Annotated in this window: 23 protein-coding genes; 12 read left to right on the top strand and 11 right to left on the bottom strand. The window is 61.6% G+C overall.

The genetic code is table 11. The features are described 5' to 3' along the window. Window positions 1-268 precede the first annotated feature (268 nt). Entirely contained in the window at window positions 269-1207 is a 939-nt protein-coding gene (locus tag EJ075_RS20385) for a sugar-binding transcriptional regulator (protein ID WP_126105499.1), read from the top strand. A 33-nt stretch (window positions 1208-1240) separates the two neighbouring features. Here the strand turns inward: EJ075_RS20385 and EJ075_RS20380 are convergent, their stop codons facing one another. The 3 genes from EJ075_RS20380 to EJ075_RS20370 form a co-directional block, all read right to left on the bottom strand. Continuing rightward, window positions 1241-1576, bottom strand: a complete 336-nt coding sequence (locus tag EJ075_RS20380) for a hypothetical protein (RefSeq protein WP_095489098.1) — start codon at window positions 1574-1576, stop codon at window positions 1241-1243. 85 nt (window positions 1577-1661) lie between these two features. Then, window positions 1662-2837, bottom strand: coding sequence for an acetate/propionate family kinase (locus EJ075_RS20375; protein ID WP_164547150.1), 1176 nt, complete (start codon window positions 2835-2837; stop codon window positions 1662-1664). Then, a complete protein-coding gene (locus EJ075_RS20370) occupies window positions 2837-5248 on the bottom strand; it encodes a phosphoketolase family protein (protein ID WP_126105497.1) in 2412 nt (803 codons plus the stop codon). Before EJ075_RS20370 ends, EJ075_RS20375 begins: the two co-directional genes overlap by 1 nt. A gap of 284 nt (window positions 5249-5532) precedes the next feature. On the opposite strand from EJ075_RS20370, the gene EJ075_RS20365 reads away from it, so the two are divergent. Together EJ075_RS20365 and EJ075_RS20360 are read left to right on the top strand one after the other, a co-directional pair. Further along, window positions 5533-7524, top strand: coding sequence for a protein-L-isoaspartate(D-aspartate) O-methyltransferase (locus EJ075_RS20365; RefSeq protein ID WP_095489096.1), 1992 nt, complete (start codon window positions 5533-5535; stop codon window positions 7522-7524). A 94-nt stretch (window positions 7525-7618) separates the two neighbouring features. Next, entirely contained in the window at window positions 7619-7825 is a 207-nt protein-coding gene (locus EJ075_RS20360) for a hypothetical protein (protein WP_126105496.1), read from the top strand. Between the two features lie 21 nt (window positions 7826-7846). On the opposite strand, the gene EJ075_RS20355 is transcribed toward EJ075_RS20360, so the two are convergent. From EJ075_RS20355 to EJ075_RS20340, 4 genes are all read right to left on the bottom strand, one after another. Continuing rightward, complete coding sequence (locus EJ075_RS20355) at window positions 7847-8344, bottom strand: DUF1772 domain-containing protein (protein ID WP_126105495.1); 498 nt, start codon at window positions 8342-8344, stop codon at window positions 7847-7849. Between the two features lie 644 nt (window positions 8345-8988). Further along, window positions 8989-10575: a SpoVR family protein gene (locus EJ075_RS20350; protein WP_126105494.1), complete on the bottom strand. Its 1587-nt coding sequence runs from the start codon at window positions 10573-10575 to the stop codon at window positions 8989-8991. Window positions 10576-10585: 10 nt separating this feature from the next. Further along, window positions 10586-11893: a YeaH/YhbH family protein gene (locus tag EJ075_RS20345; RefSeq protein WP_126105493.1), complete on the bottom strand. Its 1308-nt coding sequence runs from the start codon at window positions 11891-11893 to the stop codon at window positions 10586-10588. A gap of 19 nt (window positions 11894-11912) precedes the next feature. Further along, on the bottom strand, window positions 11913-13862 hold the full coding sequence (locus tag EJ075_RS20340; RefSeq protein ID WP_126105492.1) for a PrkA family serine protein kinase: 1950 nt from the start codon (window positions 13860-13862) through the stop codon (window positions 11913-11915). Between the two features lie 255 nt (window positions 13863-14117). On the opposite strand from EJ075_RS20340, the gene EJ075_RS20335 reads away from it, so the two are divergent. Next, the gene (locus EJ075_RS20335) at window positions 14118-14588 is read left to right on the top strand and encodes a YbhB/YbcL family Raf kinase inhibitor-like protein (RefSeq protein WP_126105491.1); all 471 of its coding nucleotides are present in this window, start codon (window positions 14118-14120) and stop codon (window positions 14586-14588) included. A 111-nt stretch (window positions 14589-14699) separates the two neighbouring features. Next, window positions 14700-14861 (top strand): hypothetical protein, encoded by a 162-nt coding sequence (locus EJ075_RS33205; RefSeq protein ID WP_095489090.1) that lies wholly within the window; start codon window positions 14700-14702, stop codon window positions 14859-14861. A 61-nt stretch (window positions 14862-14922) separates the two neighbouring features. Here the strand turns inward: EJ075_RS33205 and EJ075_RS20330 are convergent, their stop codons facing one another. Next, the gene (locus tag EJ075_RS20330) at window positions 14923-15360 is read right to left on the bottom strand and encodes a DUF2267 domain-containing protein (protein ID WP_095489250.1); all 438 of its coding nucleotides are present in this window, start codon (window positions 15358-15360) and stop codon (window positions 14923-14925) included. A gap of 185 nt (window positions 15361-15545) precedes the next feature. Here EJ075_RS20330 and coxB point away from each other — a divergent pair, with 185 nt between their 5' ends. From coxB to EJ075_RS20300, 6 genes are all read left to right on the top strand, one after another. After that, the gene (gene coxB, locus EJ075_RS20325) at window positions 15546-16523 is read left to right on the top strand and encodes a cytochrome c oxidase subunit II (protein WP_126105490.1); all 978 of its coding nucleotides are present in this window, start codon (window positions 15546-15548) and stop codon (window positions 16521-16523) included. Then, window positions 16520-19036, top strand: a complete 2517-nt coding sequence (ctaD, locus tag EJ075_RS20320; protein ID WP_126105489.1) for a cytochrome c oxidase subunit I — start codon at window positions 16520-16522, stop codon at window positions 19034-19036. The genes coxB and ctaD overlap by 4 nt, the downstream gene beginning before the upstream one ends. Window positions 19037-19043: 7 nt before the next feature. Further along, window positions 19044-19424, top strand: coding sequence for a hypothetical protein (locus tag EJ075_RS20315; RefSeq protein WP_095489087.1), 381 nt, complete (start codon window positions 19044-19046; stop codon window positions 19422-19424). After that, complete coding sequence (locus EJ075_RS20310) at window positions 19421-20044, top strand: cytochrome c oxidase assembly protein (protein ID WP_164547149.1); 624 nt, start codon at window positions 19421-19423, stop codon at window positions 20042-20044. The genes EJ075_RS20315 and EJ075_RS20310 overlap by 4 nt, the downstream gene beginning before the upstream one ends. Further along, window positions 20044-21129 carry a c-type cytochrome gene (locus EJ075_RS20305; RefSeq protein ID WP_164547148.1) on the top strand — a complete coding sequence of 362 codons (1086 nt, stop codon included), beginning with the start codon at window positions 20044-20046 and terminating at the stop codon, window positions 21127-21129. The genes EJ075_RS20310 and EJ075_RS20305 overlap by 1 nt, the downstream gene beginning before the upstream one ends. A gap of 107 nt (window positions 21130-21236) precedes the next feature. Beyond that, a complete protein-coding gene (locus EJ075_RS20300; RefSeq protein ID WP_245458214.1) occupies window positions 21237-22553 on the top strand; it encodes a sorbosone dehydrogenase family protein in 1317 nt (438 codons plus the stop codon). Window positions 22554-22603: 50 nt separating this feature from the next. On the opposite strand, the gene EJ075_RS20295 is transcribed toward EJ075_RS20300, so the two are convergent. The 3 genes from EJ075_RS20295 to EJ075_RS20285 form a co-directional block, all read right to left on the bottom strand. Next, window positions 22604-23734 (bottom strand): GNAT family N-acetyltransferase, encoded by a 1131-nt coding sequence (locus tag EJ075_RS20295; RefSeq protein WP_126105486.1) that lies wholly within the window; start codon window positions 23732-23734, stop codon window positions 22604-22606. Further along, a complete protein-coding gene (locus EJ075_RS20290) occupies window positions 23731-24726 on the bottom strand; it encodes a sterol desaturase family protein (RefSeq protein ID WP_126107392.1) in 996 nt (331 codons plus the stop codon). Before EJ075_RS20290 ends, EJ075_RS20295 begins: the two co-directional genes overlap by 4 nt. 239 nt (window positions 24727-24965) lie before the next feature. Next, complete coding sequence (locus tag EJ075_RS20285) at window positions 24966-26393, bottom strand: heparinase II/III-family protein (protein WP_245457967.1); 1428 nt, start codon at window positions 26391-26393, stop codon at window positions 24966-24968. Between EJ075_RS20285 and EJ075_RS33775 the strand changes: the two genes are divergently transcribed. Next, window positions 26361-26960 (top strand): hypothetical protein, encoded by a 600-nt coding sequence (locus tag EJ075_RS33775; RefSeq protein WP_245457966.1) that lies wholly within the window; start codon window positions 26361-26363, stop codon window positions 26958-26960. The two genes, EJ075_RS20285 and EJ075_RS33775, sit on opposite strands and share 33 nt — an antisense overlap. Window positions 26961-26963: the final 3 nt, after the last annotated feature.

The following is a 26963-nucleotide window of genomic DNA, read 5'->3' as shown; positions in this document are numbered from 1 at the left end:
TGTGACAATCCGCAGATTACACATTTATGCACAAAGTATTAATATAATTATCTTCTAAATAAGCACGGCGTATCCTGCCCATGCCTAGAGCATTTATCCATGTTGATCTATTCTTGTTGAATCTGCTATCCGGCTAAACGGCCATGACTTCCTTGCTGACATCGGCCCGTCAGCCGGAAACAGATCGCAGGGATTCGTAAGTTACAAATGCTACACCAGTGTGACGTTTGTAACCGAAAGCGGCCACGGCACGGGGAGGAGAGAGCGCATGGACCAGCAGGAGCTGATGATCCGGGCCGCATGGCTCTATCATGTGGAGGGTCTGACGCAGGCTGAGATCGGCGAGCGGATGCATCTCACCCGCCGCAGGGTCAACGAGCTTCTCGCCGCAGCACTTGAGGAAGGGATCGTGCGGATAGGCTTCAGCTCGCCGCTTGCCGCCAATATCGAACTCGAGGCCGAATTGCGAAGCCGGTTCGGCCTGCAGGATGCCGTCGTGGTGCCGACGCCGGGCGATCCCGGGCTGGTGCACTCGGTCATCGGACGGGGTGCTGCCGCCTATCTGGACCGGCTGACCCAAAGCCGCAAGCCTGCCTCCATCGGCGTCGGCTGGGGCGCGACGCTGCGGGAAACCGTGCGGCACATGACGGCGGTCAGCGAGCCGCAGATGGAGATTCGGTCGATGATGGGCGGACTGACGCGCGGCTCGGAGATCAACACATTCGAGATCGTCCGCGGCTTCGCGCAGGTCCTGGGCGCGCAATGCTGCTATTTCGCGGCGCCGATCTACGCCGAGAGCCCGCAATCGCGCGAGGCGATCATTTCCCAATCGGTGTTCCAGAGGATATTCCCCCGCACCTATGATGTGGATGTCTCCTATCTGAGCGTGGGGGACGTATCGCGGCAATCGCTGCAAGTGCGTTACGGCCTGCCTGAGGGAACGGATGCGCGTGATCTCATTGCCGCCGGCGCCGTCGGCGACCTCCTGGGCCGCTATCTCGATGCCGAAGGTAAGCCTGTGGACCACCCTCTCAACCGCCAGGTGCTTTCGCCGGAGCTCGAAGACTACCGCAATATCCCCTGCCGCATCATCGCCTCAGGCGGGACGCACAAACATGCCATTCTTCTAGCTGTGGCGGGGGCCGGGTTGGCGACGGTCATCGTAACGGATGCCGATAGCGCAAAAGCCATGCTTGATTGCCGATAGCCAGGCTCGGCACTGCAAGGTGGTCATCTGTCCCTAGAACCACCGCCGCTCAGGCTCGGAACTCTTCGCAATCACAATTCCGAGAAGGACACCGAATACGCCGCCAAGCACCATCGCCGAAGAGATTGTGCCTGGGTTCTGCTGGACAGTCTCAGACACGGTGTGCGCCTGGTTGCGCAATTGTCGGGCCGCACGCGAGGCCCGGTCGGCCGCGCTATCGTACCAGCCCTGTGCCTCCTCGGCTTGGTCGGAAAGGGTCCGATTTATTTTGGTGATTTCGCGGCGAAGCTCAGCGATCTGCTTCTTCATCGCCTCCTGGGCTTCGGTTGTCGCCTTTGAGGCGCCTGCCGTACTGGTGGTCTCGGCCATTGGATTTCTCCCTTTGGTAATCAGATGGGGAAACGGGCGCGGGCGCGCAGGGTTCCTTGCGTTGGAAACCGTGCCGTTGATTGCGTTATCGAGCATTCCCTTCCACCCGCGTGTGGCGGGCAATGATGCTCTCCTCGTCGGTCGCGACGACGCGTATTTCGACCTTGCTGTCCGGCCGGCTTATGATCCCGGCATGGGAGGCATTGGATGGCACGTCGATCGCCACGCCAAGCCAATGAAGCCTTTCGCATATTGCTTTGCGGACCGGCGCCGAGCGCTCGCCAATGCCGGCGGTGAACACGAGGCATTCGAGGCCGCCCAAAGTGTTGGCGAGCGCGGCGGCCTCCCTTGCGGCCCGGAACGCAAAAAGGTTCACCGCTTCGCGCGCGTGGGGGTCGTCGCTCGCTTCCAGCGTGCGCATGTCGCCCGAGATGCCGGATATTCCAAGCAGCCCGGATTCCTCATAGAGCATGTGCTGCAGAGCCTCCGCCGCGATGCCTCTTTCCAGGACGAAGTACAAAAGCACGCCCGGATCGATGGCGCCGCAGCGTGTGCCCATGACCAGGCCGTCGAGCGCGGAAAAGCCCATCGTCGTATCGACGCTTCTTCCGTCGTGCATGGCACATAGGCTCGCTCCGTTGCCGAGATGGGCAACGATCGTCCGCTTCGCTGCAAGAGCGGGCGATATCTCCTTGAGCCGCCCGGCGATGTATTCGTAGGAAAGCCCATGAAACCCGTAGCGGCGAATCCCTTCCGCATCGTATTTGCGCGGCAGCGCGAAGCGGCTCACGATCGGATCGATCGTCTGATGGAAAGCTGTGTCGAAGCACCCGACCTGCGGCAGGTCCGGCCGCAGCGCGGCAAGCGTGCGGATCGGCGCGAGACTGCGAGGCTGGTGCATCGGCGCAAGCGGCGTCAGCCTGTCCAAGGCGTCGATCACCTCAGGCGTCAGACGGACGGGTTCGACGAACTCGCGCCCGCCATGCACGATGCGGTGGCCAGAGGCCACCAGCTTCCTGCCGCCAAGCTCGCTCTCGATCCAGTCGAGTAACGCGTCGATGCCGGCATTGCGCGCGTCTCCCGCAAGCGGCCGATCACACTGCACCGTTCCGTCGGCCGCTTTCGCGCTGAGCCTCGGTGCGTCGCCGAGATCCAGCGCACCACGCGAGACGAGTTGCAGTTCCCCAGAGGGTTCAAGGTCGTATAGTCCGAACTTGATGCTGGAGGAGCCGGCGTTCAGCGCGAGAATTGCCTGTCGCATCAATCGCCGGCCTTCGTCGCACCGCTTTGGGGCCAGTTCCAATTCTGAATCTCGGGCATGTCTTCGCCGTGCTCGCGGACATAGGCCCTATGCTCCACAAGCTTCGCTTGAAGTTCGGCGGCAAGATCTTTCGCCCGTTCGGCGAGCCCAGGCACGTGTTTGATCGCGGCGAGCGCCAGGTGGAAACGGTCGAGTTCATTGAGCACGACCATGTCGAACGGCGTCGTCGTGGTGCCTTCCTCGCGAAAACCGTGCACATGCATGTTATCATGGTTGGCGCGTCGATAGGTCAGCCGGTGGATGAGATAGGGATAGCCGTGATAGGCGAAGATCACCGGCCTGGTTTTCGTGAACAGCGCGTCGAAATCCTCATCGGCGAGGCCATGCGGATGCTCTGAATTTGACTGCAGCGTCATCAGGTCGACCACGTTGACGACGCGAACCTTCAGGTCCGGAAGCGCCGAGCGCAAAATGTCGGTGGCAGCGAGCGTCTCCAGTGTCGGCACGTCGCCGGCGCAGGCCATGACCACATCCGGATCCTCGCCCTTCGCAACCGTCCCGGCCCATCCCCAGGTCCCCGCCCCCGCCCGGCAGTGCGTTTCCGCGTCTTCCACAGACAGCCATTGCGGCGCCGGCTGCTTGCCGGCGGTGATCACATTGATGCGGTTGTAGGTTCTCAGGCAATGGTCGGCGATCCAGAGCAGCGTGTTGGCATCCGGCGGAAAATACAGCCTGACCGTATCGGCCTTCTTGTTGGCGACGAAGTCGGCAAAGCCCGGATCCTGATGGCTGAAGCCGTTGTGATCCTGCCGCCAGACATGGGAGGTCAGCAGGTAATTGAGAGAAGCGATCGGCTTGCGCCAGGCAAGCTCCCTGGACGTCTTCAGCCATTTCGCATGCTGGTTGACCATGGAATCGACGATGTGGATGAACGCCTCGTAGCAGGAGAACAGGCCATGGCGGCCGGTCAGCAGATAGCCCTCCAGCCAACCCTGGCAGAGATGCTCGCTAAGCACCTCCATGACGCGGCCGTCCCGGGAGAGCTGGACGTCATAGGGCTCGATCCGCTGCATCCAGACCCGGTCCGTGACTTCGAATACGTCGTCAAGGCGGTTGGAGGATGTCTCATCCGGCCCCATCAGCCGGAAATTCCTGGCCTCAGCATTCAGGCGTATGACGTCGCGGAGATAGCTTCCGAGAATCCGCGTCGCCTCGGCCTTGGCGCCTCCTGGACGCGGCACATCGAGCGCCAGGCTTTTCCAATCTGGAAGCGCGAGGTCGCGCTTCAGCAATCCGCCATTGGCATACGGGGTCGCGCCCATGCGCTGGGACCCGTTTGGCGCAAGCGCCGCCAGGTCTGGAAGTAGACGCCCGCCGTCGTCGAACAGCTTTTCCGGTTCGTAGCTCCGCATCCAGTCTTCGAGGATCTTGCGGTGCGCCTCGTTGCCGCGAGCATTCGACACCGGCACTTGATGCGAGCGCCAGAAATCCTCGACCTTCTTGCCATCGACCTCTTTCGGTCCGGTCCAGCCCTTTGGGCTGCGCAGCACGATCATCGGCCACAGCGGACGCTCTCCCTGCCAGCCCGGAGCACGGGCTCGCTTCTGGATTGAGCGGATCCTGTCCAGCGCGGTGTCCAGCTTCGTGGCCATCAACCGATGCATGGGAATTGGCTCGTGACCTTCGACGAAAAATGGTTCGTAGCCATAGCCGGCAAACAGGCTTCGCAATTCCACGTCATCCATGCGGGCTAGGATTGTCGGGTTGGCGATCTTGTAGCCGTTGAGATGCAGGATCGGCAGCACGGCGCCGTCGGATGCCGGGTTCAGGAACTTGTTGGAGTGCCATGCCGCCGCGAGCGGACCGGTTTCCGCCTCACCGTCGCCGACGACGCAGGCGACCACCAGATCGGGATTGTCGAAGGCCGCGCCGAAAGCATGGACCAGCGCATATCCCAGTTCTCCGCCTTCATGGATCGAGCCGGGCGTTTCGGGCGCCACATGGCTAGGCACGCCGCCAGGAAAGGAGAATTGCCGGAAGAGCTTTTTCAGGCCGTCCTCGCCCTGGCCGATTTCCGGATAGATCTCGCTGTAGGTGCCCTCGAGCCATGTGTTCGCGACCATCGCCGGGCCGCCATGACCTGGGCCGCAGATAAACAGAATTTCGAGACTGCGCTCACGGATGACGCGGTTCAGGTGGACGTAGATGAAATTGAGGCCGGGTGTCGTGCCCCAATGGCCGAGCAGCCGCGGCTTGACGTGCTCGGCTTTCAAGGGCTCGCGCAGGAGCGGATTGTCGAGCAGGTATATCTGGCCAACCGAAATGTAGTTCGCGGCGCGCCAATAGCGGTTCATGAGAGCGACCTGATCAAGGCCTGTTGGCTGCGCGGTGGTCCGAGCCTCGTCGTTCATCGAAACGTCTCCAGAATGCGTTTGCCCGTCGATATCTGGAGTGCCATCGCCCCGGAGAAAGGATTTTCACGGAAATAAGTTCGGCTGGAGCCGCCATTTACGCCCGCCAATCGCTCTTTTGCAGGAACCTGGAAGCTCGCCAACGGTTAAGGAGACGAGCCGCAGGAAATGAGATCAAGCGCTGCCGAGGCCGGGCGCGCACTGATGGAGGGATTGTCGCCGTTGGGCACGATTGGGGGGCACAATCGGGCCGGAGGGCCGCCAACTGGCAAGAGGAGCAAAAGATGCTCGATCTTCCCGATGCACGCAACCGAATGGTCGAAGTCCATCTCAGTCGCCGTGGCATCCATGACCACGAGGTGCTGGAAGCGATGCGTGAGGTTCCGCGCGAGGCTTTCGTCGCACCCGGCTTTGAAGAATTCGCCTACGAGGATGGGCCGCTGCCGATTGCGGAGGGCCAGACGATATCGCAGCCCTACATCGTCGCATTGATGATCGAGATGGCGGAGATCGGACCGGGCGACCATGTCCTGGAGGTTGGCACCGGCTCCGGGTACGCGGCTGCCGTGATGAGCCGGATCGTCGAACGCGTTTACACGATCGAACGCCACGCTGGATTGGCCGAAACGGCGAGGCAGCGGTTCGAAGAGCTTGGCTATGATAATATCGAAGTTCGCACCGGCGATGGCACCAAAGGCTGGCCCGACGCAGCGCCCTTCGACGCCATTCTGGTCGCAGCCGGCGGACCCGGTGCGCCGCTTGCGCTTCAGGAGCAGCTCGACGTCGGCGGCAGGCTCGTCATCCCGGTCGGCGACGAACCGCATGATCAGCGCCTTCTCAAGGTCACCCGAACCGGCGCTGCAACTTACAGCGAAGAGGATTTCGGCGGCGTGCGGTTTGTCCCGCTCATCGGCGAGCAGGGCTGGCCCGAGAATGGCAGCCGCATCGCGGATCGTCCGTCCGGACGCGCGCGCACGCGCAGCCTGCCGGAGATGATCGCGGCGGCGGCCGAACCGCTGCCGGATTTCGACGATCCGGCGTTCGGCGAATTGTTCGACCGGTTTGGCGACAGGCGCGTCGTCCTGCTCGGTGAAGCGAGCCACGGCACGTCGGAGTTCTACCGAGCCCGCGCGGCGATCACTCGCAGGCTGATCGAGAAACACGGCTTCACCATCGTCGCAGTCGAGGCCGACTGGCCTGATGCAGCGGCGATCGATCGCTACGTCCGCCACCGGTCGTCACGCGCTGACGCCGATCCGCCGTTCCAGCGGTTTCCCACCTGGATGTGGCGCAACACGGACGTTGCGGCGTTCGTCGACTGGATGCGACAACACAATGAAAGGATCAGGATATCGTCCCGACTGGCGGGGTTCTATGGCCTCGACATCTACAACATGAGCGGATCGATCGCCGCGGTTCTGCAATATCTCGACCGGGTCGATCCGCAGGCGGCAAAGATCGCACGTGAACGCTATGGCTGCCTGACGCCTTGGCAAAACGAGCCATCCACCTATGGCCGTGTCGCGCTCACATCGGGTTACGAGAAATGCGAGAAGGCGGTGCTTGAACAATGCCGCGAACTGCTTGCCAAACAGCTCGACTATGCGCAGCAGGACGGCGTCGATTTTCTGGATGCCACCCAGAATGCCCGGCTGATCGCTTCCGCAGAACGCTACTATCGGATCATGTACTATGGCGGCGCGCAGTCCTGGAACCTGCGCGACACCCACATGTTCGAGACGCTCGAGCATCTGCTGGAAGCTCGCGGGCCGAACGCCAAGGCGGTCGTGTGGGCGCATAATTCCCATATTGGCGACGCCCGCTATACCGAGATGGGAATTGTCAGGGACGAAGTGAACATAGGCCAGCTCTGCCGCCAGCGTTTCGGCGACGGGGCAGCCTTGATCGGGCTCGGCACGCATTCCGGGACAGTGGCCGCGGCCTCCGACTGGGACGGCGAGATGGAAATCAAGCGGGTGCGGCCTTCCCATAGCGATAGCTACGAGCGGCTTTGCCACGACTGCGGCGTCTCGCGTTTCCTGCTCGACATCAAGCGCGACGACACGCTGCGCGAACGGCTTCTGGAGCGTCGGCTGGAGCGCTTCATCGGCGTGATCTATCGGCCGGAGACCGAGCTGCGCAGCCATTATGCGGATGCCTCTCTGTCCCAGCAATTTGACGCGTTCGTCTGGTTTGACGAGACCGCTGCTGTGACGCCGCTTGGGCCGGAGCATGTCGGAACGGGCGTTCCCGACACCTATCCGTTCGGGCTTTAGCGCCTCACGACAGAGCCGCATCAGGTGCGTTTCGGCGGAACATTCATCGCGCCCTGCTGTTTCTAGAGCAGGACCCTTTTTGAGGAGTTGTGCCATGAGCGGAACCAAACATCCAAAGTGGAAAAAACCGAGCGATGCCGATCTGAGGAACAATCCCGGTATCGGGACCTCCAAGGGCACGATCAAGGAAGGCGACGAACTCATGCTCGAAGGCGAAAACACGATCGAAGGCGATGTCGAGAACGACACGAATGCCCTTGGCGGGATCAATCCAAGGCAGAAGATGCGGACGAACAAGTAGCGTCGCTGCGCATCCTCCGCGTTATTCACTCCCAGCAAAAAATGTCGCGGCGACAGCAATTGAGATCAGGCTCAGCATCGCAAGGCCTGCCCTGGCGACGTGCGAGGCTTCCCAAACGTCGCGCAAGTCTCTCCAGTCGCCGCTTTGCTTCCGAGGGAGCAATGAAAAAAACGTCGCGGCTGGCTTCGACACAGCGACATCTTGCACCCAGAAATTGTTGACGGGATGGGTGACCAACCAATAGGTCGCATGTTCCGCCACCAAGAAGACAAGGGACGTCAAGGTCCACCAGAATCGAGCGCCTGGATAAGGCGTCAGGTAGAGCAGGATGGCGAGCGCAATGATGCCGCCGATCTCGGCGAACCCGCCGACAGTGAAGCCGGGATAGTAGATCGCCTGCACAGATTTGTAAGTGGCCTCCTTGAGGCGCAACTTGCCGGGCAACTCCAACGCGTGCGCGAGCGAGAGCGCCATCGTGATTGCGACCAGAAGAAGGGTGACAATCATGAACGCGCGCATGCTGCTGCTCCCTGATCCGTGCCTCGCAATAAGCAGCGTACATAGAGTGCTCCCCGACCCGGTAAAGGTGACGAAGGTGGAGGCGCGGCCCCATTTTCCAGCGCCGCTGGCATTGAGTTCCGCCGAAATTGTCACTCGGACGGCGCGTCCGTGCCATCGGCCTTCCAAATGGCCACGCCTGTGACGGCAGGGAACCATCGTCAGGCACGATGGTTGTCATCCCAGGGTGATCCTCCTCAAGGAACATCCCAGGGTGTTCCTCAGGAACATCCCAGGGTGATCCTCCTCAAGGAAACGGCCATGACCGATCCTGATCCTGATCCGAACAATCCCGTTCCAATACCGGATAATCCCAATCCTGAGCCTGCCCGGCCGCCTGCTCCGCCGGAAACTCCGCCGAATGAGCCTCCGGGCGTTCCTCCGCCTTCGCCTGATCCCGTTCCCAGCCCGGAAAGGCAGCCCGTCGAAATTCCTCCCGATACACCACCCGAGATTCCCACGGAACCGACCTTCCCGGGTCCTACGGCCAGAGCATCGGACCCACAGCAAACCTGATCACGAGAGGCTGGGCTGACGCATGGCGAAACAGCGCGGCCCCGCAGCGATTGGCTGTAGACCGACGCCGTCGCCGGCCGTCCGGTTGATCATTCCCCGATTTGGCTGGTCGAACGCTCGTTGAGCGTCCCACCCGTTTGCGCATCGATCGCCGCCAGGCTGACCTCATAGCCCCACAGGCGACGGATATGGCGCAGTGTCGCGTCGCGGCTGGCCTCCTCCAGCACGATGCCGTTCTTCACCTTGTGCTCCAGTCGCAACTGTCGGTCGCCGAGCAGATCCACATCCACCACCTGGATATCCGGCCGGCTAGCGCCGATGTCGTAGCTGTGAGCGAGCCCGGCGCGTATCTTTTCGTAGCCACGCTCATTGTGTATCGACGCGACTTCGTAATGCGGTTCGCTAGCGGCATCGGCGAGGATAAAGAACCGCCATTTCCGCATCAGGGCGGGGCTCAGATACTGGCGGATGAAAGATTCGTCGCGATGGTTCGCCCACGCGTCGAGCAGGGTTTCGCGCCAATTGCCGTTGCCGGCTATATCGGGGAACCAGTCACGATCCTCGGCGGTCGGCTCAGTCGATATGCGCTGGATGTCCTGCATCATGTCGAGGCCCAAGGCATAGGGATTGATGCCGGAAAACCGCGGATCGTCGAAAGCCGGCTGAAAGATCACGTTCGAATGGTTGCGCAGGATTTCCAGCATCGCGCCTTCGGTGATCTGGCCGCGATCGAACAGCATGTTCATGAGTGTGTAGTGCACGAAGGTGGCACAACCTTCGTTCATCACCTGCGTTTGCCGCTGCGGATAAAAGTATTGCGCGACGACGCGGACGATCCTGATGATTTCACGTTGCCAAGGCTCCAGGACCAGGCTGTTTTTTTCCAGGAAGTAGAGCAGGTTCTCCTCGGGCAGCTTGAGCGTTTTCTTCCGCTCCGCCATGCCGAGGTCCGTTTCGCTGGCCTTGGTCCCGTCCTTCGAACGCGGGAGCGTGCGCCACAGGTCGTTGTAGGAACGCTCTTCGTACTCCAGGCGCTCGCGAATGCCTTCACGCTGCCGCTCCGACGACAGCTTCGGCGGCCGATGGTATCTGAACACGCCCTGTTCCATCAGCGCGTGGGCCGAGTCGAGGATCGCCTCCACCGCGGCCACGCCGTGCCGCTCCTCGCAGCGGGCAATGTAGCCTTTGGCGAAATCAAGATAACTCAGGATCGCGCTGGCATCCGTCCACTGCCGGAACAGATGATTGTTCTTGAAGAAATGATTATGGCCAAGTGCTGCATGAGCTGTCACCAGGGCCTGCAGGGCCATGGTGTTTTCCTCCATCAGGTAGACGATGCAAGGATTGGAATTGATGACCAGTTCATAGGCGAGCCCCCGCCCGCCTTTGCGATAGAGCAATTCCTGATAGAGGAAATGCTTGCCGAAGGACCAATGGCGATACATCAGCGGCATGCCGACCGAGGAATAGGCGTCGAGCATCTGCTGGGACGAGATGATCTCCATCTGCACTGGATAGACGTCAAGGTGAAGCTCCTCGATCGCGATCGCCTCGATCGCTTCGTAGGCGCGCGACAATGTCTTGAAATCCCAGTCGGACCCCGAAAAGAGCAAACCTGATTTGCTGGTTTGGCCGGATTTGCTGGTCTGGCCGAATTTGCTGGTCTGGTTCGCCATCAGCTCACCTTCAAGCGCTCTTCTGGAAGGCCGGCTGCCTGGCAAAGAGCTGGCGGAAGACCGGATAGATGTCGGCTGCGTTGGCGATGCGGCTCATCTGGAAATTCGGCCATCTCTGGTTGACAGCATTGTAGGCGCGCCAGAGCGAGGTTCCATTGTCGGTGGTGCCGAAAATATGGCTCTCGCGTTCGTCGATGATCTCGACATAGGCGAAATACTGGCACAGGCGCATGATCTGGCTGTCCATGAGGCCTATGCAGCGCTCGGAATCGGTCACGAAATTGTCGCCATCCGATGCCTGGGCGGCATAGATGTTCCACTCGTTGCTGGGATAGCGTTGCTCGATGATGCGGTGCATCTCTTCGAGGGCCGTGGAAACGACCGTACCGCCGCTTTGCGTATTGTAGAAGAAGGTTTCCTCATCCACCTCCTGCGCCTCGTGCGTATGACGGATGAAGACGATTTCGGTGCGATCGTAGCGCCGTTTCAGGAACAGGTGCAGCAGCACGAAGAAGCGCTTGGCCAAATCCTTCTCGCGCTCGCCCATTGAGCCGGATACGTCCATGAGACAGAACATGACCGCATTGGCATTCGGCACGGGCCGGAAGTCGAAACGGTTGAAGCGGATGTCGACCGGGTCGACATAGGCGATCCGCTTGCGGCGGCGCTCAAGTCGCTCAAGCTCTTCCCGCAACGCTGTAATGCGCTGGCCTGCCGCCGCGCTCGCGGGCTCTGCCTCCAGGATTGCGAGTTCCTCCGCAATCGCATCGAGTTCCCCCTGCTTGGGACGCCTGAGCGCAATTCGGCGACCATGGCTGTTTCGCATCGTGCGCCCGACATTGATGTTGGTTGGGGCACCGGTCGCGGCGAACCCAGCCCGGCGCGGCTTGAAGGCAAGTATCTCCTTGAGATTGAGCTTGACCATGTCGGGAAGTTCGAGATCCTCGAAGAAGAGATCGAGCACCTCCTCGCGCGAGAGCACGAAACGAAAGTCGTCTTCCGAGACCGCTTTCCCGGGAGACGAGCCGCCGCCGCCCTGGCCGGGCTTGGGAACCCGGTCGCCTGGGGCGAAATGCTTGTTGCCCGGCAGGATGTGCTGCCGCCTGCCGCTGTCCTTCGCATCGCCGAAGCTCGGCTCGGCTGTGCCCCTCGCTGGCATGGAGACGGCATGCTCGGCATCCACATCCGCGATCTTGCCGGTGCGGATCTGATCCCGGATGCTTCGCTTCAGTTCCTCGCGCGCACGCTTCAGGAAGCGCTGGCGGTTGCCGAGGCTCTTGTCCTTCGGGTTCAGTCGGCGATCGATGAAGATCGGCATGGAACCATCCCGGCCGGACTCAACCCGCCTTGTTCACCCGCATGTACCAGTCCACCAGCCGGCGGACCTGACGTTCGGTGTAACCGCGTCCGACCATCCGATGCACGAACTCGGTATGCCGCTTCTCTGTTACGCTGTCCTGCTTGGAGCCGAAGCTGATCACCGGGAGCAGATCCTCGACCTGGCCGAACATCCGCTTTTCGATGACTTCGCGCAGCTTTTCATAGCTTGTCCATGACGGATTGCGGCCATTATTCCTGGCCCGGGCGCGCAACGTGAACTTCACGACCTCGTTGCGGAAGTCCTTGGGATTGGCGATGCCGGCCGGCTTTTCGACTTGCGACAGTTCGTTGTCCAGCACCTCGCGATTGAGGATCTGGCCGGTGTCGGAGTCTTTGTAGTCCTGATCCTCGATCCAGGCGTCGGCGTAGGCGATGTAGCGGTCGAACAGGTTCTGGCCGTATTCGCTGTAGGATTCCAGATAAGCCTTCTGGATCTCATGGCCGATAAACTCGGCATAACGCGGGGCGAGTTCGGACTTTATGAAGTCGAGATAAGCAGCTTCCGTTTCCTTTGGGAACTGCTCGCGCTTGATCGCCTCCTCCAGAATGTACATCAGATGCACGGGATCGGCGGCCACTTCCTTGGTGTCGTAGTTGAATGTCTGCGACAGGATCTTGAAAGCAAAGCGCGTGCTGACGCCGGTCATCCCTTCGTCGACCCCAGCGGCATCGCGGTATTCCTGAACCGACTTCGCCTTGGGATCTATGTCCTTGAGGTTTTCGCCGTCATAAACGCGCATCTTCGTGTAGAGCGGCGAATTGTCGTGCTCGGCCAGACGCGTCGATACGGTGAACCGGCTGAGAATGTCCAGCACCTCCGGAGCGCAGGAGCTGGAGGCCAACTCGCTCTCGCGCAGCAGCTTTTCGTAGATCTGCCTTTCTTCGGTGACCCGCAGGCAATACGGCACCTTGACCACCAGGATACGGTCGAGGAACGCCTCATTGTTCTTGTTGTTCTTGAACTGCAGCCATTCCGATTCGTTGGAATGGGCCACGACGATGCCCTGATAAGGGAAAGATCCGAAGTTTTCCGTGCCGTTGTAGCTGCCTTCCTGGGTAGCGGTCAGCAACGGATGGAGGACCTTGATCGGCGCCTTGAACATCTCGACGAACTCAAGCAACCCTTGCGTGGTCCGGTTCAGGCCGCCGCTGTAGGAATAGGCGTCCGGATCGGATTGGCTGAAATGCTCGAGTTGTCTTATGTCGACCTTGCCGACCAAGGCCGAAACGTCCTGGTTGTTTTCATCGCCTGGCTCGGTCTTGGCGATACCGATCTGGCGCAGCCGCGAAGGCATCAGCTTGACGACGCTGAACTTGGAGATGTCGCCGGACAGTTCATCGAGGCGCTTGGCCGCCCACGGCGAGATCAAGCCGTTCAACCGGCGCCGCGCGATGCCGTATTTGTCCTCCAAAAGGTCAGCCATGCGGTCGGGATGGAAAAGCCCGAGCGGCGATTCGAAAACCGGGCTGATCTGGTCGCCGACCTTCAGCGTATAGATCGGACGCTGCTCCATCAGCTTCTTCAGCCGTTCGGCCAGCGAGGACTTGCCGCCGCCGACAGGGCCGAGCAGGTAAAGAATCTGCTTGCGCTCCTCAAGCCCTTGAGAGGCGTAGCGAAAATAGCCGGCGATACGCTCGATCGTGTCCTCCATGCCATAAAACTCGGCGAAGGAGGGGTACACCTTGATTGTCCTGTTCGCGAAAATGCGGCCGAGCCGCTCATCCATGCTGGTGTCGACCAGAGTGGGTTCGCCGATCGCCTCGACCATCCGTTCGGGCGCCGAGGCATACATCGATTTATCCTCACGGCAGGCGAGGAGATATTGCTGGATGCTTATCTCCTCCTGCGCCGCATTCGTGTAAATCTCCGAAAACAGATCGAAGACGTCGGAGTGGTTCTCGCGCATGGTATCCTCGCCCCGGCCGGTCTGGTTGCTGTCGCCTCTTCATTCAACTGTCGGAAAGCCTTTGTGGTTCCCTCTCAACACGTAGTGAGTCTGAGACCAGATGTTAGGGGTCCAGACAGATATCGTCAAAGCCTGAAAACCAGCCAGCCAATGGTTCGCACAATGGAACGTTTCCGAGGGACGTCCATTCCTCCATCAGTGCGCTTGCCGAGCACAAGCCCGCCACGAACAAGCCGTTTTTTGGAGGAATGAACCATGCCGCTTACGCTCAGCAGTTCCGCCTTTGCCGAGGGTGGAAAAATTCCGGAAAGATATACCCGCGATGGAAAGAACGTGTCCCCGCCGCTGAAATGGTCGGGCGTGCCGGATAAGGCGAAGAGCCTCGTTCTCGTCGTGCAGGATCCCGATGCGCCGAACGGAACCTTCGGTCACTGGGCAGTGTTCAACATCCCGCCTGACGTCGGCGAACTGCCCGACGCTGAGAGTGGCAAGCCTGGTCCTGCAGCGCTCAGGCAAGCCACAAACGACTTTGGCAACGCTTACTATGACGGTCCTGAACCGCCGATCGGGCACGGCATCCATCATTACCATTTCCGACTTGCCGCGCTCGACACGCCGAGCCTCGCGATTCCGGGGTCCGCGGGCGTGGAGCGCATCTGGCAAGAAGCCAAAAAACATGTCCTGGAGGAAGCAGAATTGGTGGGGACATACGAACGCAACGGTTGAATTGGCGGCACAGGTCATTCGGTTGAAGATATCTACACCGTGCTGTCCGCCCCTGCACCAGAAGGGAGGAACGGTTCCACCTTCTCGACAATGAGGGAAAGGAGATGTTCCATGTTCGAGAACAGCATGTGGTTGATCGTCGTTGCCGGCGGCCCGCTATTGCTGGCGATCCTGATCGCCTACGCACTCCTCACGCAGCGCGATCGCGGTCCGGCAGAACGCAGAGAAAGCGATCGGGCGACCGAGCGCTTGTATCGCGAGCAAAAGGACTGACCGGCTGGGGCGGAGCCAGTTGAAGATCACATCGGCAGCCCGACCTTTGTCTTTGCTGCCACTACACTCCGACGCTTTCGGGCCAAAGCGCCTGGATGTGTTTCGGCAAAGCGTCTCGCACTTTCGCCGACTGGCCGAGGTCGACATGCCGAGCGAGAACTTTGAACACAGATCTCGTCGCATCCTCGGGATTCACGGGTCGAGTGGATTTCATCTCCTCGGCCACGCGCTGCAGGAATTCCTCCAATGAACGGCTGTTGGTCGGCAGATTATGCGGCCGATACCGATCATAGTAGGCGCCGCGTATGAGAAGCGGCAGCTCCGCTCCCAAATTGGCAGCCAGTTCGATCTGCAGCCAGTCTCGCAAAGTGCGCAAAACGGCGCCCAGCATATGCCAGGCAACGCGCCTATCGGGCCCGTGGTCGGCCATGATCTCGTCCAGCCAGATGTGTGTTGTTTGCAGGGTTTTGTCAAAAACTTCCAGGCCGGTTGCGCTCATCGTCGCCTCCTTAAGCATGGGCAATCCCAATACCCACCATGACGGGCAAACGGGGATCGAGCGCAATTGTTTCGTCAGTCGTTGAAAAATTGCCCAAGAGCCGCGGCGAATGCAGCTTTAGTTCGAAAGCTCAATTGCCCGGAACCTTCCGCCCATCTCGCCGGTTTACCGCGGAGGGGTTGGAAATGGGTCAATATTTCAGCCTGTCCGCTGCGTCTTTTTTGCTCGCGAGCGGCTATGCCGGCGCTCGGTCGGTACTTGAGCCCGCGGGAGAGGAAGCGCAGCAGATAGCCGTGCTGTTCTGGGTAATGCTAAGCGGCGGCGCGCTCATCTGGCTGGGCGCGGTCGGCCTGCTTCTTCATTCAGCCCTGTTCAATCGCCGCAGGCTGGCCGAAAAGTCCGCCAGCAGGATCATCCTTTGGGGCGGCGTGGTCTTCCCGTCGGTCACGCTTTGTGCCCTGCTCGCCTATGCACTGTGGCTGATGCCTGGCCTCCGGCCCTTCGCCCAGGCGAGCTCCGCCGCCCTGCGGATCGAGGTCACCGGCAGGCAGTTCTGGTGGGAAGTTGTCTATCACCCATCTCAGGGGCCACCGGTCGCTTCTGCCAACGAGATCAGGCTGACGGTCGGCGAGCGGGTCGAATTGACCCTGAAAAGTGCCGATGTGATCCATTCCTTCTGGATTCCACCGCTCGGCGGCAAGATGGACATGATCCCCGGCCGCATCAACAGGCTTTCACTCAAGGCCACGAAACCCGGTGTTTTCCGGGGACCCTGTGCCGAATATTGCGGCACGTCTCACGCGCTGATGGCGTTCTCGGCCGTGGCGATGGAGCCCGAAGCATTCCGGTCCTGGCTGGCCGCCCAGGCGATTCCTGCGCCAAGCGCAGGCGCGAGCGGCAGCGCGCTGTTCCTGCGTCATGGCTGCGGGTCCTGCCATTTCGTCGCGGGCACAGATGCGCGCGGCACGATCGGCCCGGATCTTTCGCATCTCGGATCCCGCGTCACCGTCGGAGCTGGCATCCTGCCCAACACCGAAGACGCCGTCGCCCGCTTCATCGCCCGGCCCGAACTGATCAAGCCCGGCTCCAGCATGCCGGCTTTCGACATGTTGCCACCGGACGACGTTCGCGCCATAGCCGCCTGGCTGAGAGGCCTGCAATGAGCGCTGCGGTCAAGGAGCGTTCGCGGGAAGAATACAAGGCGCAGGAAGAGCGGCTGCGCACCGTGTGGGCCAATCCGACCGGCTGGCGCTACTGGACCTCGGTGAACAATTTCCAGATCGGCCTCTGGTACGGCTCGGCCGCCTTCGCCTTCATGCTGTTCGCCGGCGCGCTCGCGCTGCTCATGCGCCTGCAGCTCGCCGTGCCCGACAACGACTTCCTGTCGGCCGACTTCTTCAACCAGGCCTTCACCCTGCACGGCACGGTGATGATGTTCCTGTTCGCGGTGCCGATCTTCGAGGCGGTCGCGATCTTCCTCCTGCCGCCGATGCTGGGCGCGCGCGAGATGCCGTTCCCGCGCCTCGGTGCCTTCAGTTTTTGGAGCTTTTTCCTTGGCGGTATCTTCGTCTGTGGCTCGATCTTCTTCAATGCGGCGCCCTCGGCAGGCTGGTTCATGTATCCGCCGCTCGCCACCGACAAGGAGTTCTCCGGCATCGGCGCCGACATTTGGCTGCTAGGCCTTTCGTTCATCGAAGTCGCCTCGATCGCGGCCGCCGTCGAGCTCATCGTCGGCATCATGAAATGCCGTGCGCCGGGCATGCGCATCAACCTGATGCCGCTCTTCGCCTGGTACCTGCTGATCGTGGCGGGAATGATCCTGTTCGCCTTTCCGCCGCTGATCGCCGGCGACCTCCTGTTCGAGATGGAACGGATGTTCGATTGGCCGTTCTTCGACGCGGCACGCGGCGGCGACCCGCTGCTCTGGCAGCATCTGTTCTGGATCTTCGGCCATCCGGAGGTCTACATCATCTTCCTGCCGGCCATCGCGCTGATGGCGATGATCGTGCCGACTTTTTCCCAGCGTCCGATCGTCGGTTATTCCTGGATCGTGCTTGCGGCAGTGGGAACTGGGTTCCTCTCCTTCGGCCTGTGGGTGCATCACATGTTTGCGACAGGCCTGCCGCAGATCTCGCTGGCCTTCTTCTCGGCGGCCTCCGAGGCGGTGGCGATCCCGACCGGCGTGCAGATCTTCGTCTTCATCGCCACCATGCTTGCCGGCCGGGTGATCTTCTCGACGCCGATGCTGTTCGGTGCCGGAGGATTGGCCATCTTCGTCATCGGCGGGCTGACGGGGGTCATGGTGGCGCTAGCACCCTTCGACTGGCAGGCGCACGACACGTATTTTGTCGTCGCGCACCTGCATTATGTGCTGATCGGCGGCATGCTTTTTCCGGTCGTGGCCGGACTCTATTACTATTACCCGCTGATCGACGCGAAGCAGCTTTCCGACCGTCTGGGTCGGCTCGCCTTCTGGCTGATGTTCTGCGGCTTCAACATCGCCTTCTTCCCCATGCATCTGAGCGGCTTGCGCGGCATGCCCCGGCGCGTCTTCACTTATCCGGCTGAAATCGGCTGGGACTGGCTGAACCTCATCTCGACGGCCGGAGCCTTCGTCTTCGCAGCGGGCGTGCTGGTGGTTGTCTTCGACGTGCTCAGGCCGAAGCACCGGCAGCCGCGCGGCGAACTCAACCCGTGGAACGCCGGCACGCTGGAATGGATTTCCGAGCCGGAGGAGAACTGGGGCGTCCGCTCGATACCCCTCGTGCGCAGCCGCTATCCCCTGTGGGACCAAAAGGACCTTGCCCGCAAGGTCAATGAAGGCCGCTATTACCTGCCCGACGCGGAAGAGGGATGGCGCGAGGGACTGGTCACCTCCGTGCTCGACGCCGAACCCATCCAGGTGCTGCGCGTCGGCGGCACTTCCTATGTCACCATCGTCTCGGCCCTCTCGCTCGGGGCCGCCTTCATCGCGCTTACCTTCCACTGGTGGATCGCGACGGCGCTGGCTGCAATTATCTGCTTTTGCGCCGTCCTCTATTGGCTCTGGACGGGCACCGGCGAAATCCCCGAGAAGCCGGAGAAAGATGTCGGCCTCGGCCTCAGCCTGCCGCTTTATGCCTCCGGTCCCGATTCGGTCGGCTGGTGGGCGATGTTCATCACCATGGTGGGCGACGGCACGGCTTTTGCCAGCCTTGTCTTCGGTTATTTCTTCTACTGGACGATCCATGCCGACTTCACCGCGGGGATTGCCGGGCCTGATGCGGTCTGGTCGCTGGTGGCTGCCATCCTGTTTGCTGCAGCGTGGGGCCTGATGGTGGCGGCACGCACGTTCAACAGGCGCGGCGCCACGGCCGCTATGCGCGGCTCGCTGGTGCTGTCCTTACTAACGACCGTCGGCGCGTCCGCCGCAGGCTTGGCCGGGCCCTGGTCTCCCGGCATGGAGCCGACGCGCCACGTCTATCCCGCAATCGTGTGGATCCTCGTGCTCTGGGTGCTCGCCCATGCAGCGGTCGGCACGGTCATGCAGGCCTATTGCCTGGCACGCTCGCTGGCGGGCCGGCTGACGCCGAAGCATGACATGGATCTAGGCAACGTGGTGCTCTACTGGCATTTCCTGCTGGTCACCGCCGTCATCACCTTCACCATCATCGGCCTCTTTCCGGCAGCGATGTGAGGCGGCGATGCGGCTCATCCCGAAACAGATCGAGACACTCTGGACGCTGTTTACCGCGCCCGTGGTCTGGGCTGCGCATTTCCTCGTCTGCTACCTGGGCGCGGCGATCTATTGCGCCAAACCCGAGCTTGTCGGGCTGAGTTTCAGCGCTGTGCGCGCGGGTATCGCCGCCGCCACTGTGATCGCCCTCTCACTGATCGCGCTGTCCGCATGGCTCGCCTGGCGGCAATGGGGCTTCGGCACCGATGATCCGCCCCATGACGATCCGACGAGACGGGACCGGACCCTGTTCCAGGGCTTTGCGACGCTGCTGCTCTCGGGTCTCAGCTTCATCGCCGTGATCTTCACCGCGATGCCCGCATTGTTCCTGACGGAGTGTATCCGGTGAGACGCGCTTGCCTCATCCTCGGCCTCTTCGTCCTCGCCCTGGTCTGGCTCGGGCCGCTGCTCGACGCCTGGCGGGATTCGTTTTCGGCGCACATGCTGGCGCATATGGGAGTGGTAGCGATCGCCGCGCCGCTGATGGCGATTGGGATCCCGCTCGGTCCAACACCAGATGCAAACCGGACGTTCGCCCTACCCCTCCTCGCCTCCCTCGTCGAGCTTGTCATTGTCTGGTCCTGGCACGCGCCGGCCATGCGGGGGCTGGCTCAAAGCTCGCTGTTGGCCACCGCCATCGAGCAGGCCACGTTCCTCGCCGCCGGGCTGTTCTTGTGGTTGGCCTGCCTGCCGCGCCGCGGCTCGGACACCACAGGCAATGCCGCCGGAGCCTTCGCCCTGCTTCTCACATCCATCCATATGACCTTGCTCGGCGCGCTGCTGGCGCTGACCCCAAGGCCGCTTTATGGGAAAGGCGAGGTAAGCTGCTTCGGCATCGCGCTTTCCGCGCAGCAGGATCAGGAGCTTGGCGGCGTGATCATGCTTCTGGTTGGTGCTGCGGTCTATCTTGCCGGCGGCTTGACGCTTTTCGCGCGCATGCTCGCCACTCCGTCGCGGGAGACAGGCTGATGCATATCAGCTGGAAAAAGCTCGCCATAGCGCTGGCCATTCTGCCCTTCGTCGTGGTGCTGGCGGCCTGGATCGGCTTTTTCAATGTCGGTGCCTCAAGCGGCCACTGGAAGATCACGGAATGGTTTCTCCATTTCGCCATGCGATCGGCTGTGCGCACCTATGCGCTGGCGGTCGACGTTCCGGAAACTCTGCCGCGCCATGCGATCCAGCCGGCCGCCGGACATTTCGCGCGCGGCTGCGCCATCTGTCACGGAGCGCCAGGCGAGCCGCGATCTCCTGTCGTCACGAGGATGCTGCCGCAGCCGCCCGACCTTGCCGGGTCCGTCGGCGAATGGACCGACGCGCAGCTTTTCCGCATCGTCAAGCACGGCGTGCGCTTCACCGGCATGCCTGCCTGGCCGACGCAGGAACGCGACGACGAGGTCTGGGCGATGGTCGCCTTCCTGCGCGAGCTGCCGTCGATGGACGAAGCCACCTATCGTGACCTCGCCTTTGGAGAAACGCTAGCGTCTCCCGAAGGCGATGCCGGGCCCCTGCCGCAGGCGCTCGCGGATTGCGTCCGCTGCCACGGTGGGAACGGACGGGGTCGCGGTCCCGCGATACCCGTTCTCGCCGGGCAGAGCGAAGCCTATCTCCTTGAAAGCCTGCGTGCCTACGCCGAAGGAAGCCGGGCAAGCGGGATGATGAGCCTGCCCGCCATTGAGGCGGGGCCGCAGTTCTGGCCGGACCTGGCCAAGCATTTCGCCGCCCTGCCGACGACGCATGCCAGCGGCGGGGGCGATCCCGCGCTCATCGGGCGCGGCAAGGAAATCGCCGAGAGAGGCATGAGGCACGCCGGCGTGCCAGCCTGTCTCGGCTGCCATGGAAGACAGGACCGCAGTCGGTTCTATCCCTCCCTCGCCGGCCAGCCTGAGCGCTACATCGCGGCGCAGCTTGGGCTGTTCAGGGCCGGAAAGCGTGGCGGAACGCGCTTCGGCCATCTCATGGCCAATGCCGCGAAGGGTCTGACGGATGACGACATCCGCGCGCTTGCGGCCTATTTCTCGCTATCGGCCGCTCCGTCCGCAACCGGAACGCGATAAGCGCGTTTGCGTTTTTTCGACATTCCGAGGTTCTGGTGAAAAAGTTGCTTACCGCCGTTCTCGTGCTGATCGTTCTTTTCGTCGTCGCCGGCGGAGCGGTCTTCTTCCTGTCCCGCGAAGAGGCGACAGTTCCGATCGCAGAGGGCTATGGCCCCAACCCGACTCTGCCGGAGCCCAATCTGACCTGGCTGCCGACCGTCCATGTCGCCAAGGCCGCGCCGTGGCCGAAGGGCACGAAGCCGACAGCGGCCCAAGGATTTGCAGTCAACGAGTTTGCCGGCGGGCTCGACCATCCGCGCTGGCTGCACGTGCTGCCAAACGGCGACGTGCTGGTGGCGGAGAGCAATGCGCCGCCCAGGCCGGACGAGGGCTTTAACACACGCAGCATACGCGGCTTCCTCATAGATAGCATCCGCAGCATACGCCACTTCTTCACAGACCTCTTCCAGAGCCGGGCTGGCGCGGAAACGTCTAGCGCCAATCGCATCTCGCTGCTGCGCGATCAGGATGGCGACGGGGTGGCAGAAACCAAAACGGCCTTCCTCACTGGTCTGTTCTCGCCATTCGGCATGACCCTGCTCAATGGCAAGCTCTACGTCGCCAATGCCAATGCAATTGTGGCTTTTCCCTACCAGGAGGGCGCGACCGAGATCACCGCACCGGCGGAGAAGATCGTCGACCTGTCTGCGGGGAGGAACCACCACTGGACCAAGGACGTGACCGCCTCGCAGGACGGGACGAAGCTCTATGCAACGGTCGGATCCAATTCCAATGTCGGCGAGAACGGCTTGGAGGAAGAGGAGAGCCGCGCCGCCGTGCTGGAGATCGATCTCGCCTCGAAACAGACGCGTCTCTTCGCCTCCGGGCTGCGCAATCCCAACGGCCTGTCCTGGAATCCGGAAAGCGGCGAGCTTTGGGTCGTCGTCAACGAGCGCGACGAGATCGGCAGCGACCTCGTGCCGGACTACATGACCTCGGTGAAGGATGGCGGCTTCTACGGCTGGCCTTACAGCTACTACGGCCAGCATGTCGATGATCGCGTCGAGCCGCAGCGGCCCGACCTCGTCGCCAAGGCGATCAAGCCGGACTATGCGCTCGGGGCGCACACGGCTTCATTGGGACTGACCTTCAACACGGGCGACCTGTTCGGTCCTCAATACAGGAATGGCGCCTTCGTCGGGCAACATGGCTCGTGGAATCGCAAGCCGCGCAGCGGCTACAAGGTGATTTTCGTGCCGTTTACCGGTGGCAAGCCCTCTGGCCCGCCTCAAGACATCCTCACCGGCTTCCTGAGCCAGGACGACAAGGCTTTCGGCCGTCCTGTGGGGGTGGCGATAGACCGGCGCGGCGCCCTTCTGGTAGCAGACGATGTCGGCAATAAAGTCTGGCGGGTCGTTCCATCGCAGGCACAATCGGCACTTTGAGCGGTTCGTGCTGCCGGCGACCTGATGAGGCTGACGCAATCAAGCCGAAATCAAGGTGTCGGTACCACCCCGCGCCCGCGTACATGCCGGACCGTCTGACGCATACGATCGGCAAGAAAAGCGAGCTGGCCTTGCGCCGTGCGCGTCCCAAGAACGGATTGTAGGATAACACCCTGCGTTGCGAACTTGTTCTTGAAGGACTCTGCGCCACAGAGGAAATCGACCATGCCCAAGCCATGATCGATCGACCACTGTATGTAGTCCATGATCAGGATTATGCCCGGCGACGCTCGGCTGAAATCCGGATCGAAGGTGGTCACAAACGCCATCATGGTGTGGTGCTGGACGAAGTTGATCGAGACTGCGACCATCACGCCATCGCATTCAAGCACGAAAATGTGCAGCAAGCCGGCGCGCGCCAGCGCGTCGACGAGTGCGGCGAGCACTGGCGCTCCCTCCTCGAAAAGTTGGGATTCACGCGTGTGCTGCACCAGCCATCTGCGCTTCAGGGCAGCGAGCCGCTCCAATACCGGCTGCAGCGGCTCATCGGTGGCAAGCAAGCGAAATTTCACTTTCCCGGTTTCTTCCAATGCCTTGATGCCTCGCCGATAGTTCTGGCGTGTCTTTTTGGACTGGTCCTCGAACCATGCCGCTCCGCTCTTCCACGGTCCGGCGACGCGATAACTGACTTCCTCCCTGTGATTGGGGCGAAGCCTGATGCCGCGTGAGACATCCGCAGTGAAAATTTTGCGCGCCGCCGCACCCGGCAAAAGACGATTGAGAAAGGCAAGATCGAAGCCGCCGGCGTCACATATCTGGGCCCATACGCCCTGCAGGGCCGATAATGAGCATTCCGGAGCAATGAGAATATCCCCGTAATCGGTATAGCTGTTGGCCGCCCATTCAAGAAACCGCAGGCCTTTGCGCTTGCCGATCGCCAGGGGAACGATGGCAACGAGCCTGTCACCGTTCCAGACCAGGCCGATCCGCAGCGCGCGTTGGTCACGGTCCGCTACAGTATTCCACCATGCCGAAACCCAGGCATGACTCTGAAAGATCAGCGCATCGGTGCGATGCCAAAGATGCATCCAATCGGCTTCGACCGCAGCCAGGCGTTCCGCCGAACGGACAACTTCCAGGCGCTCTGCGCTCGAAGCGTCAATCGAAACAATGGTGTTCATGAAGGGGAACGATCCTGTGGCTGTGCGATGACATCGGGACGCCTGTGGAACAGTCTGATAACATGCCCTCCCATCTTCTTGAGCGGCAGGATGTAAAGCCCAAAGAGCGATTGATAGTCGCGCACATCGCGATCTATCAGGCCAAATTTGAGGTCTTCATCCGGATCCGGGACAAACTGCGTTCCGAAGAGGCGGTCCCAGAACGAAAAAAGCAGGCCAAAATTCTTATCATAGTGGCGAGGGTCGATGCTGTGGTGCACCTGGTGCCAGTGCGGGCACAAGATGATGTTGTTCAACGGGCCGAAGGAAATCTTGAAGTGTGTATGGCGAACAAAGTCCATCATCAGGATGTTGCGGATGACATAGACGTTGATGCCGAAGATAGCGATCTCCACCGGATCGAGCGCGATCAGGCTCCAGATGCCGAAGCAGATCCCCGGGATGACGCCATCCCACATACGATTCATCAGATCGTCCAGCGGATGAACCCGATCCTTGGTGATTCCCACCATCACTTCGGCCGAATGATGCACCTTGTGCAATTCCCACAGGAACGGGAAGTGGTGCTGGGCGACATGGTAGAGATAGTATGAGATATCGTAGGCGATCAGCATGGTTGCGGTGAAGATGACGATCGTCACCGGTCCGGCCGGGCCGCCGATGAGCGGCGCCTGGATGTCGAACAGCCAACCGATTGCCTGGTGTGTCCCATAGCCAACTGCAGCAACGAAGGTGACGCCGGCAGGGATGAGCAGAAAAGGCATCATCAGCCGTTTCGTGACCCAAAATAGGACATCGGCTCGCGCCGACGGGTGTAGAATGACTTCCGCCGGGAACGCGAAATCGAAAAAGTCCCTGAAGGATTTATGCTCGACAGTTCGCCAGTAAGCGACCACCGCGCTCCCCAGTGCCGTGAGAAAAAGCAGGCCGAGCGTCAGCAGATTGAGGTTCGAAAGCTTTTCCACAACCACTCTGGCGAATTCAGAAAACATCGGTGCAAGTGGCTCCTGGGCCGTGAGATGGCGATCCGGCGAATTGCGAAGCAAAAAGCTTGCCAAACCCACTGCATGTTGCCTGCAACCAGGCGGCTATTGCGGCTGCAACGAGCAAAGCATGCCGGATTTGCGCCAAACTAGCAGATCAACCGTAACAAAACGCTAAATGTCCGAACGTAATTAATCTCGAATACGGCCGGAACAACGGATAGGCCGTTCTGCTGCGGCGCCGGTCGCTATCGTTGCGACGGGGAGATTGGCGCGAGGTGGATCTTGATTCCGTCTTCGCCCACTTCGCCACGCCAGGCGATGCGTTCGGCTGGCTGCCTGGCGCCAAAACGCGGTGAAACCCAGCCGCCCTGCCCCGGTGCGTCGCCGCCGGCGCGGATTTCGACCGCAGCGTCAGGAAACCGGATGGCCATCAGCGGCTCATCGCCACGCAATACCGTGACCGTGTTTGCTTGTTGGTTGGCACTGAGGCCGGCTGCAAGTTGGAAGACGACCTCGGCCACGCGCCTGCCGCCGAGCAGTTGGTCGGCCACGAGAATGCCGTCGGCCTGTTGCGTCACGGTGCGCTGGTGGACGACGCCGAAGCGGCTTTTATACCCGTCATGCCGGGCGCGCAGCTTCCAGTGGGTTCCCGGCTCGCTGTCCATCAATGTCGCAACCGCCTTGTGCGACCAGTTAAACTCCCCGGCGATAATGCTTTGGCTTTTGCCCTCGATATTCAGTGTGTTGTGCGCCGGTGTCGAGCGGAACCAGTCGCGCCAGACGCCCCCCGAGCCGTAGAGCCAGGTGCCGGGGTCGACCAGCACCGGCTCGCCATCGATGCACAAGGTGAGCGACAGCGCGTCGGCATGGCCGTGAGCCGCGATCGAGAGATAGCCGAGCGGGCCGTGATCGAATGTCAGATCGATGCTGCGGCCATTCATCTCGCCGCGCCAGACGGAGAGCCCGCCTTGCGTGAACGTTTGCAGCCCGTGTGGAACCGGTGCCGGTTCGGACGGCGTGCCAAAGAAAAGCGCACGAAAATCGTCTGGCTTCGACGCGTCGCCCGGCATCCGCAGAAAACCATGGATGGCGGCGGCGACGGATTGGACATAGCCCGGCTCGTCCCCGAGCGTCAGCACGCGACCTTCGTCGTTGTCGCCAAAGCCGGCGGCTGGCGGGAGCCAGCCGACGAAATTGGCAAATGCGGCCAGACGCGCTTCGACGGGCGAGGGAAACGGCGCCCCGCCCTGGCGTGCCGCAGCGGCGCACAGCAAGATGAGTTCGGCCGTGAAGGCGGCGTAGGTCGGGGTCTGCTCGGCACCGGCGCCATCGGCGAGAATCTGCTTGCGCGTCTCGGCCAGGAGGGCTCCGCGTGCAGCGTCGGCCTCGGTCCCCAACGCCAGGCCGATCAGATACTCGCCAGCCAGTTCTGCAACGAGATGGTTGTTGGCGGAGGAAAACCGGGAGGGAAACCGCGGCAGCCAATAGGCGCTTGCCGCCAGGATTTCACCCACTTGCTGCCGTGTCGCCGCGCCCAGTCGGTCGCCGACGAGGTCCAGGGTGACAATCAGGCTGATGGCTCGCAGCGCGACTTCGATGCCGGAAGCCCAGCCACCCCCCCGAAACGGGGGGTTGGCTGAATGCCAACTGTCGATCGCCGCCTCGATGGCCATTCGGGACTCATCGTCGCCGGCGAGAAGCAGGTGGGCGGCAAGTGGCGGCAACTGCTGCAGCCGGTTGATCTCCCAAACATATTTCACATCGCCACGGCCGCCGCCGTCGCGAAAATCGATATCGAAAGTATGGCTTTCGGGACCCGGCCAAAGCCTGCCGGTTACCGGATCAAGGCGCCAAAGCTCGGGAGGAAACAGCCGATCGCGGTCGCGCGGCGGCCATGTCCGCCCAAGTGCGGAAAACTGGCCCTCAAGCGTTTTTTGCGCCGCCGCCGCTATGGCTTGCCGTTGTGCCGGCGTCGCAGCCAGCGCAGCTTCGCGCCACCCAAGCAGCACCGGATGCAACGGGGGCGAAGCATAACGCTCCCAGCCGTCGTCGCGGCGGCGCGAAGCGATCCTTCGACGCTGCTCGCCCAGCCGGTGCAACACCTCGGCCGGCTCCATGCTGCGCAACCGGTTGATGTACCAGCCGACTCTCATACGCGCTCCGCCAAGGTTTCGATTCTTATATACCATGCTGTCGAAAAGCCGCGCGACGGCAATCATCTTTTCCGATCCTGCGGTTAATAT

Source organism: Mesorhizobium sp. M6A.T.Cr.TU.016.01.1.1, assembly GCF_003952585.1.
In the GTDB taxonomy this organism is placed as follows: domain Bacteria; phylum Pseudomonadota; class Alphaproteobacteria; order Rhizobiales; family Rhizobiaceae; genus Mesorhizobium; species Mesorhizobium mediterraneum.
The sequence above is the reverse complement of the archived record's forward strand: the minus strand, read 5'-3'. Positions and strand labels throughout refer to the sequence as shown.

Excerpts from the sequence above, each read along its gene's own strand:
- ctaD (WP_126105489.1), top strand. The coding sequence starts at position 16,520 with ATGAGCGCTGCGGTCAAGGAGCGTTCGCGGGAAGAATACAAGGCGCAG.
- EJ075_RS20295 (WP_126105486.1), bottom strand. The coding sequence starts at position 23,734 with ATGAACACCATTGTTTCGATTGACGCTTCGAGCGCAGAGCGCCTGGAA.
- EJ075_RS20365 (WP_095489096.1), top strand. The coding sequence starts at position 5,533 with ATGCTCGATCTTCCCGATGCACGCAACCGAATGGTCGAAGTCCATCTC.
- EJ075_RS20335 (WP_126105491.1), top strand. The coding sequence starts at position 14,118 with ATGCCGCTTACGCTCAGCAGTTCCGCCTTTGCCGAGGGTGGAAAAATT.
- EJ075_RS20375 (WP_164547150.1), bottom strand. The coding sequence starts at position 2,837 with ATGCGACAGGCAATTCTCGCGCTGAACGCCGGCTCCTCCAGCATCAAG.
- EJ075_RS20385 (WP_126105499.1), top strand. The coding sequence starts at position 269 with ATGGACCAGCAGGAGCTGATGATCCGGGCCGCATGGCTCTATCATGTG.
- EJ075_RS20370 (WP_126105497.1), bottom strand. The coding sequence starts at position 5,248 with ATGAACGACGAGGCTCGGACCACCGCGCAGCCAACAGGCCTTGATCAG.
- EJ075_RS20350 (WP_126105494.1), bottom strand. The coding sequence starts at position 10,575 with ATGGCGAACCAGACCAGCAAATTCGGCCAGACCAGCAAATCCGGCCAA.
- EJ075_RS20315 (WP_095489087.1), top strand. The coding sequence starts at position 19,044 with ATGCGGCTCATCCCGAAACAGATCGAGACACTCTGGACGCTGTTTACC.
- EJ075_RS20380 (WP_095489098.1), bottom strand. The coding sequence starts at position 1,576 with ATGGCCGAGACCACCAGTACGGCAGGCGCCTCAAAGGCGACAACCGAA.
- EJ075_RS20355 (WP_126105495.1), bottom strand. The coding sequence starts at position 8,344 with ATGCGCGCGTTCATGATTGTCACCCTTCTTCTGGTCGCAATCACGATG.
- EJ075_RS20340 (WP_126105492.1), bottom strand. The coding sequence starts at position 13,862 with ATGCGCGAGAACCACTCCGACGTCTTCGATCTGTTTTCGGAGATTTAC.
- EJ075_RS33775 (WP_245457966.1), top strand. The coding sequence starts at position 26,361 with ATGCCAACTGTCGATCGCCGCCTCGATGGCCATTCGGGACTCATCGTC.
- EJ075_RS33205 (WP_095489090.1), top strand. The coding sequence starts at position 14,700 with ATGTTCGAGAACAGCATGTGGTTGATCGTCGTTGCCGGCGGCCCGCTA.
- EJ075_RS20360 (WP_126105496.1), top strand. The coding sequence starts at position 7,619 with ATGAGCGGAACCAAACATCCAAAGTGGAAAAAACCGAGCGATGCCGAT.
- EJ075_RS20330 (WP_095489250.1), bottom strand. The coding sequence starts at position 15,360 with ATGAGCGCAACCGGCCTGGAAGTTTTTGACAAAACCCTGCAAACAACA.
- EJ075_RS20305 (WP_164547148.1), top strand. The coding sequence starts at position 20,044 with ATGCATATCAGCTGGAAAAAGCTCGCCATAGCGCTGGCCATTCTGCCC.
- EJ075_RS20285 (WP_245457967.1), bottom strand. The coding sequence starts at position 26,393 with ATGGCCATCGAGGCGGCGATCGACAGTTGGCATTCAGCCAACCCCCCG.
- EJ075_RS20345 (WP_126105493.1), bottom strand. The coding sequence starts at position 11,893 with ATGCCGATCTTCATCGATCGCCGACTGAACCCGAAGGACAAGAGCCTC.
- coxB (WP_126105490.1), top strand. The coding sequence starts at position 15,546 with ATGGGTCAATATTTCAGCCTGTCCGCTGCGTCTTTTTTGCTCGCGAGC.
- EJ075_RS20290 (WP_126107392.1), bottom strand. The coding sequence starts at position 24,726 with ATGTTTTCTGAATTCGCCAGAGTGGTTGTGGAAAAGCTTTCGAACCTC.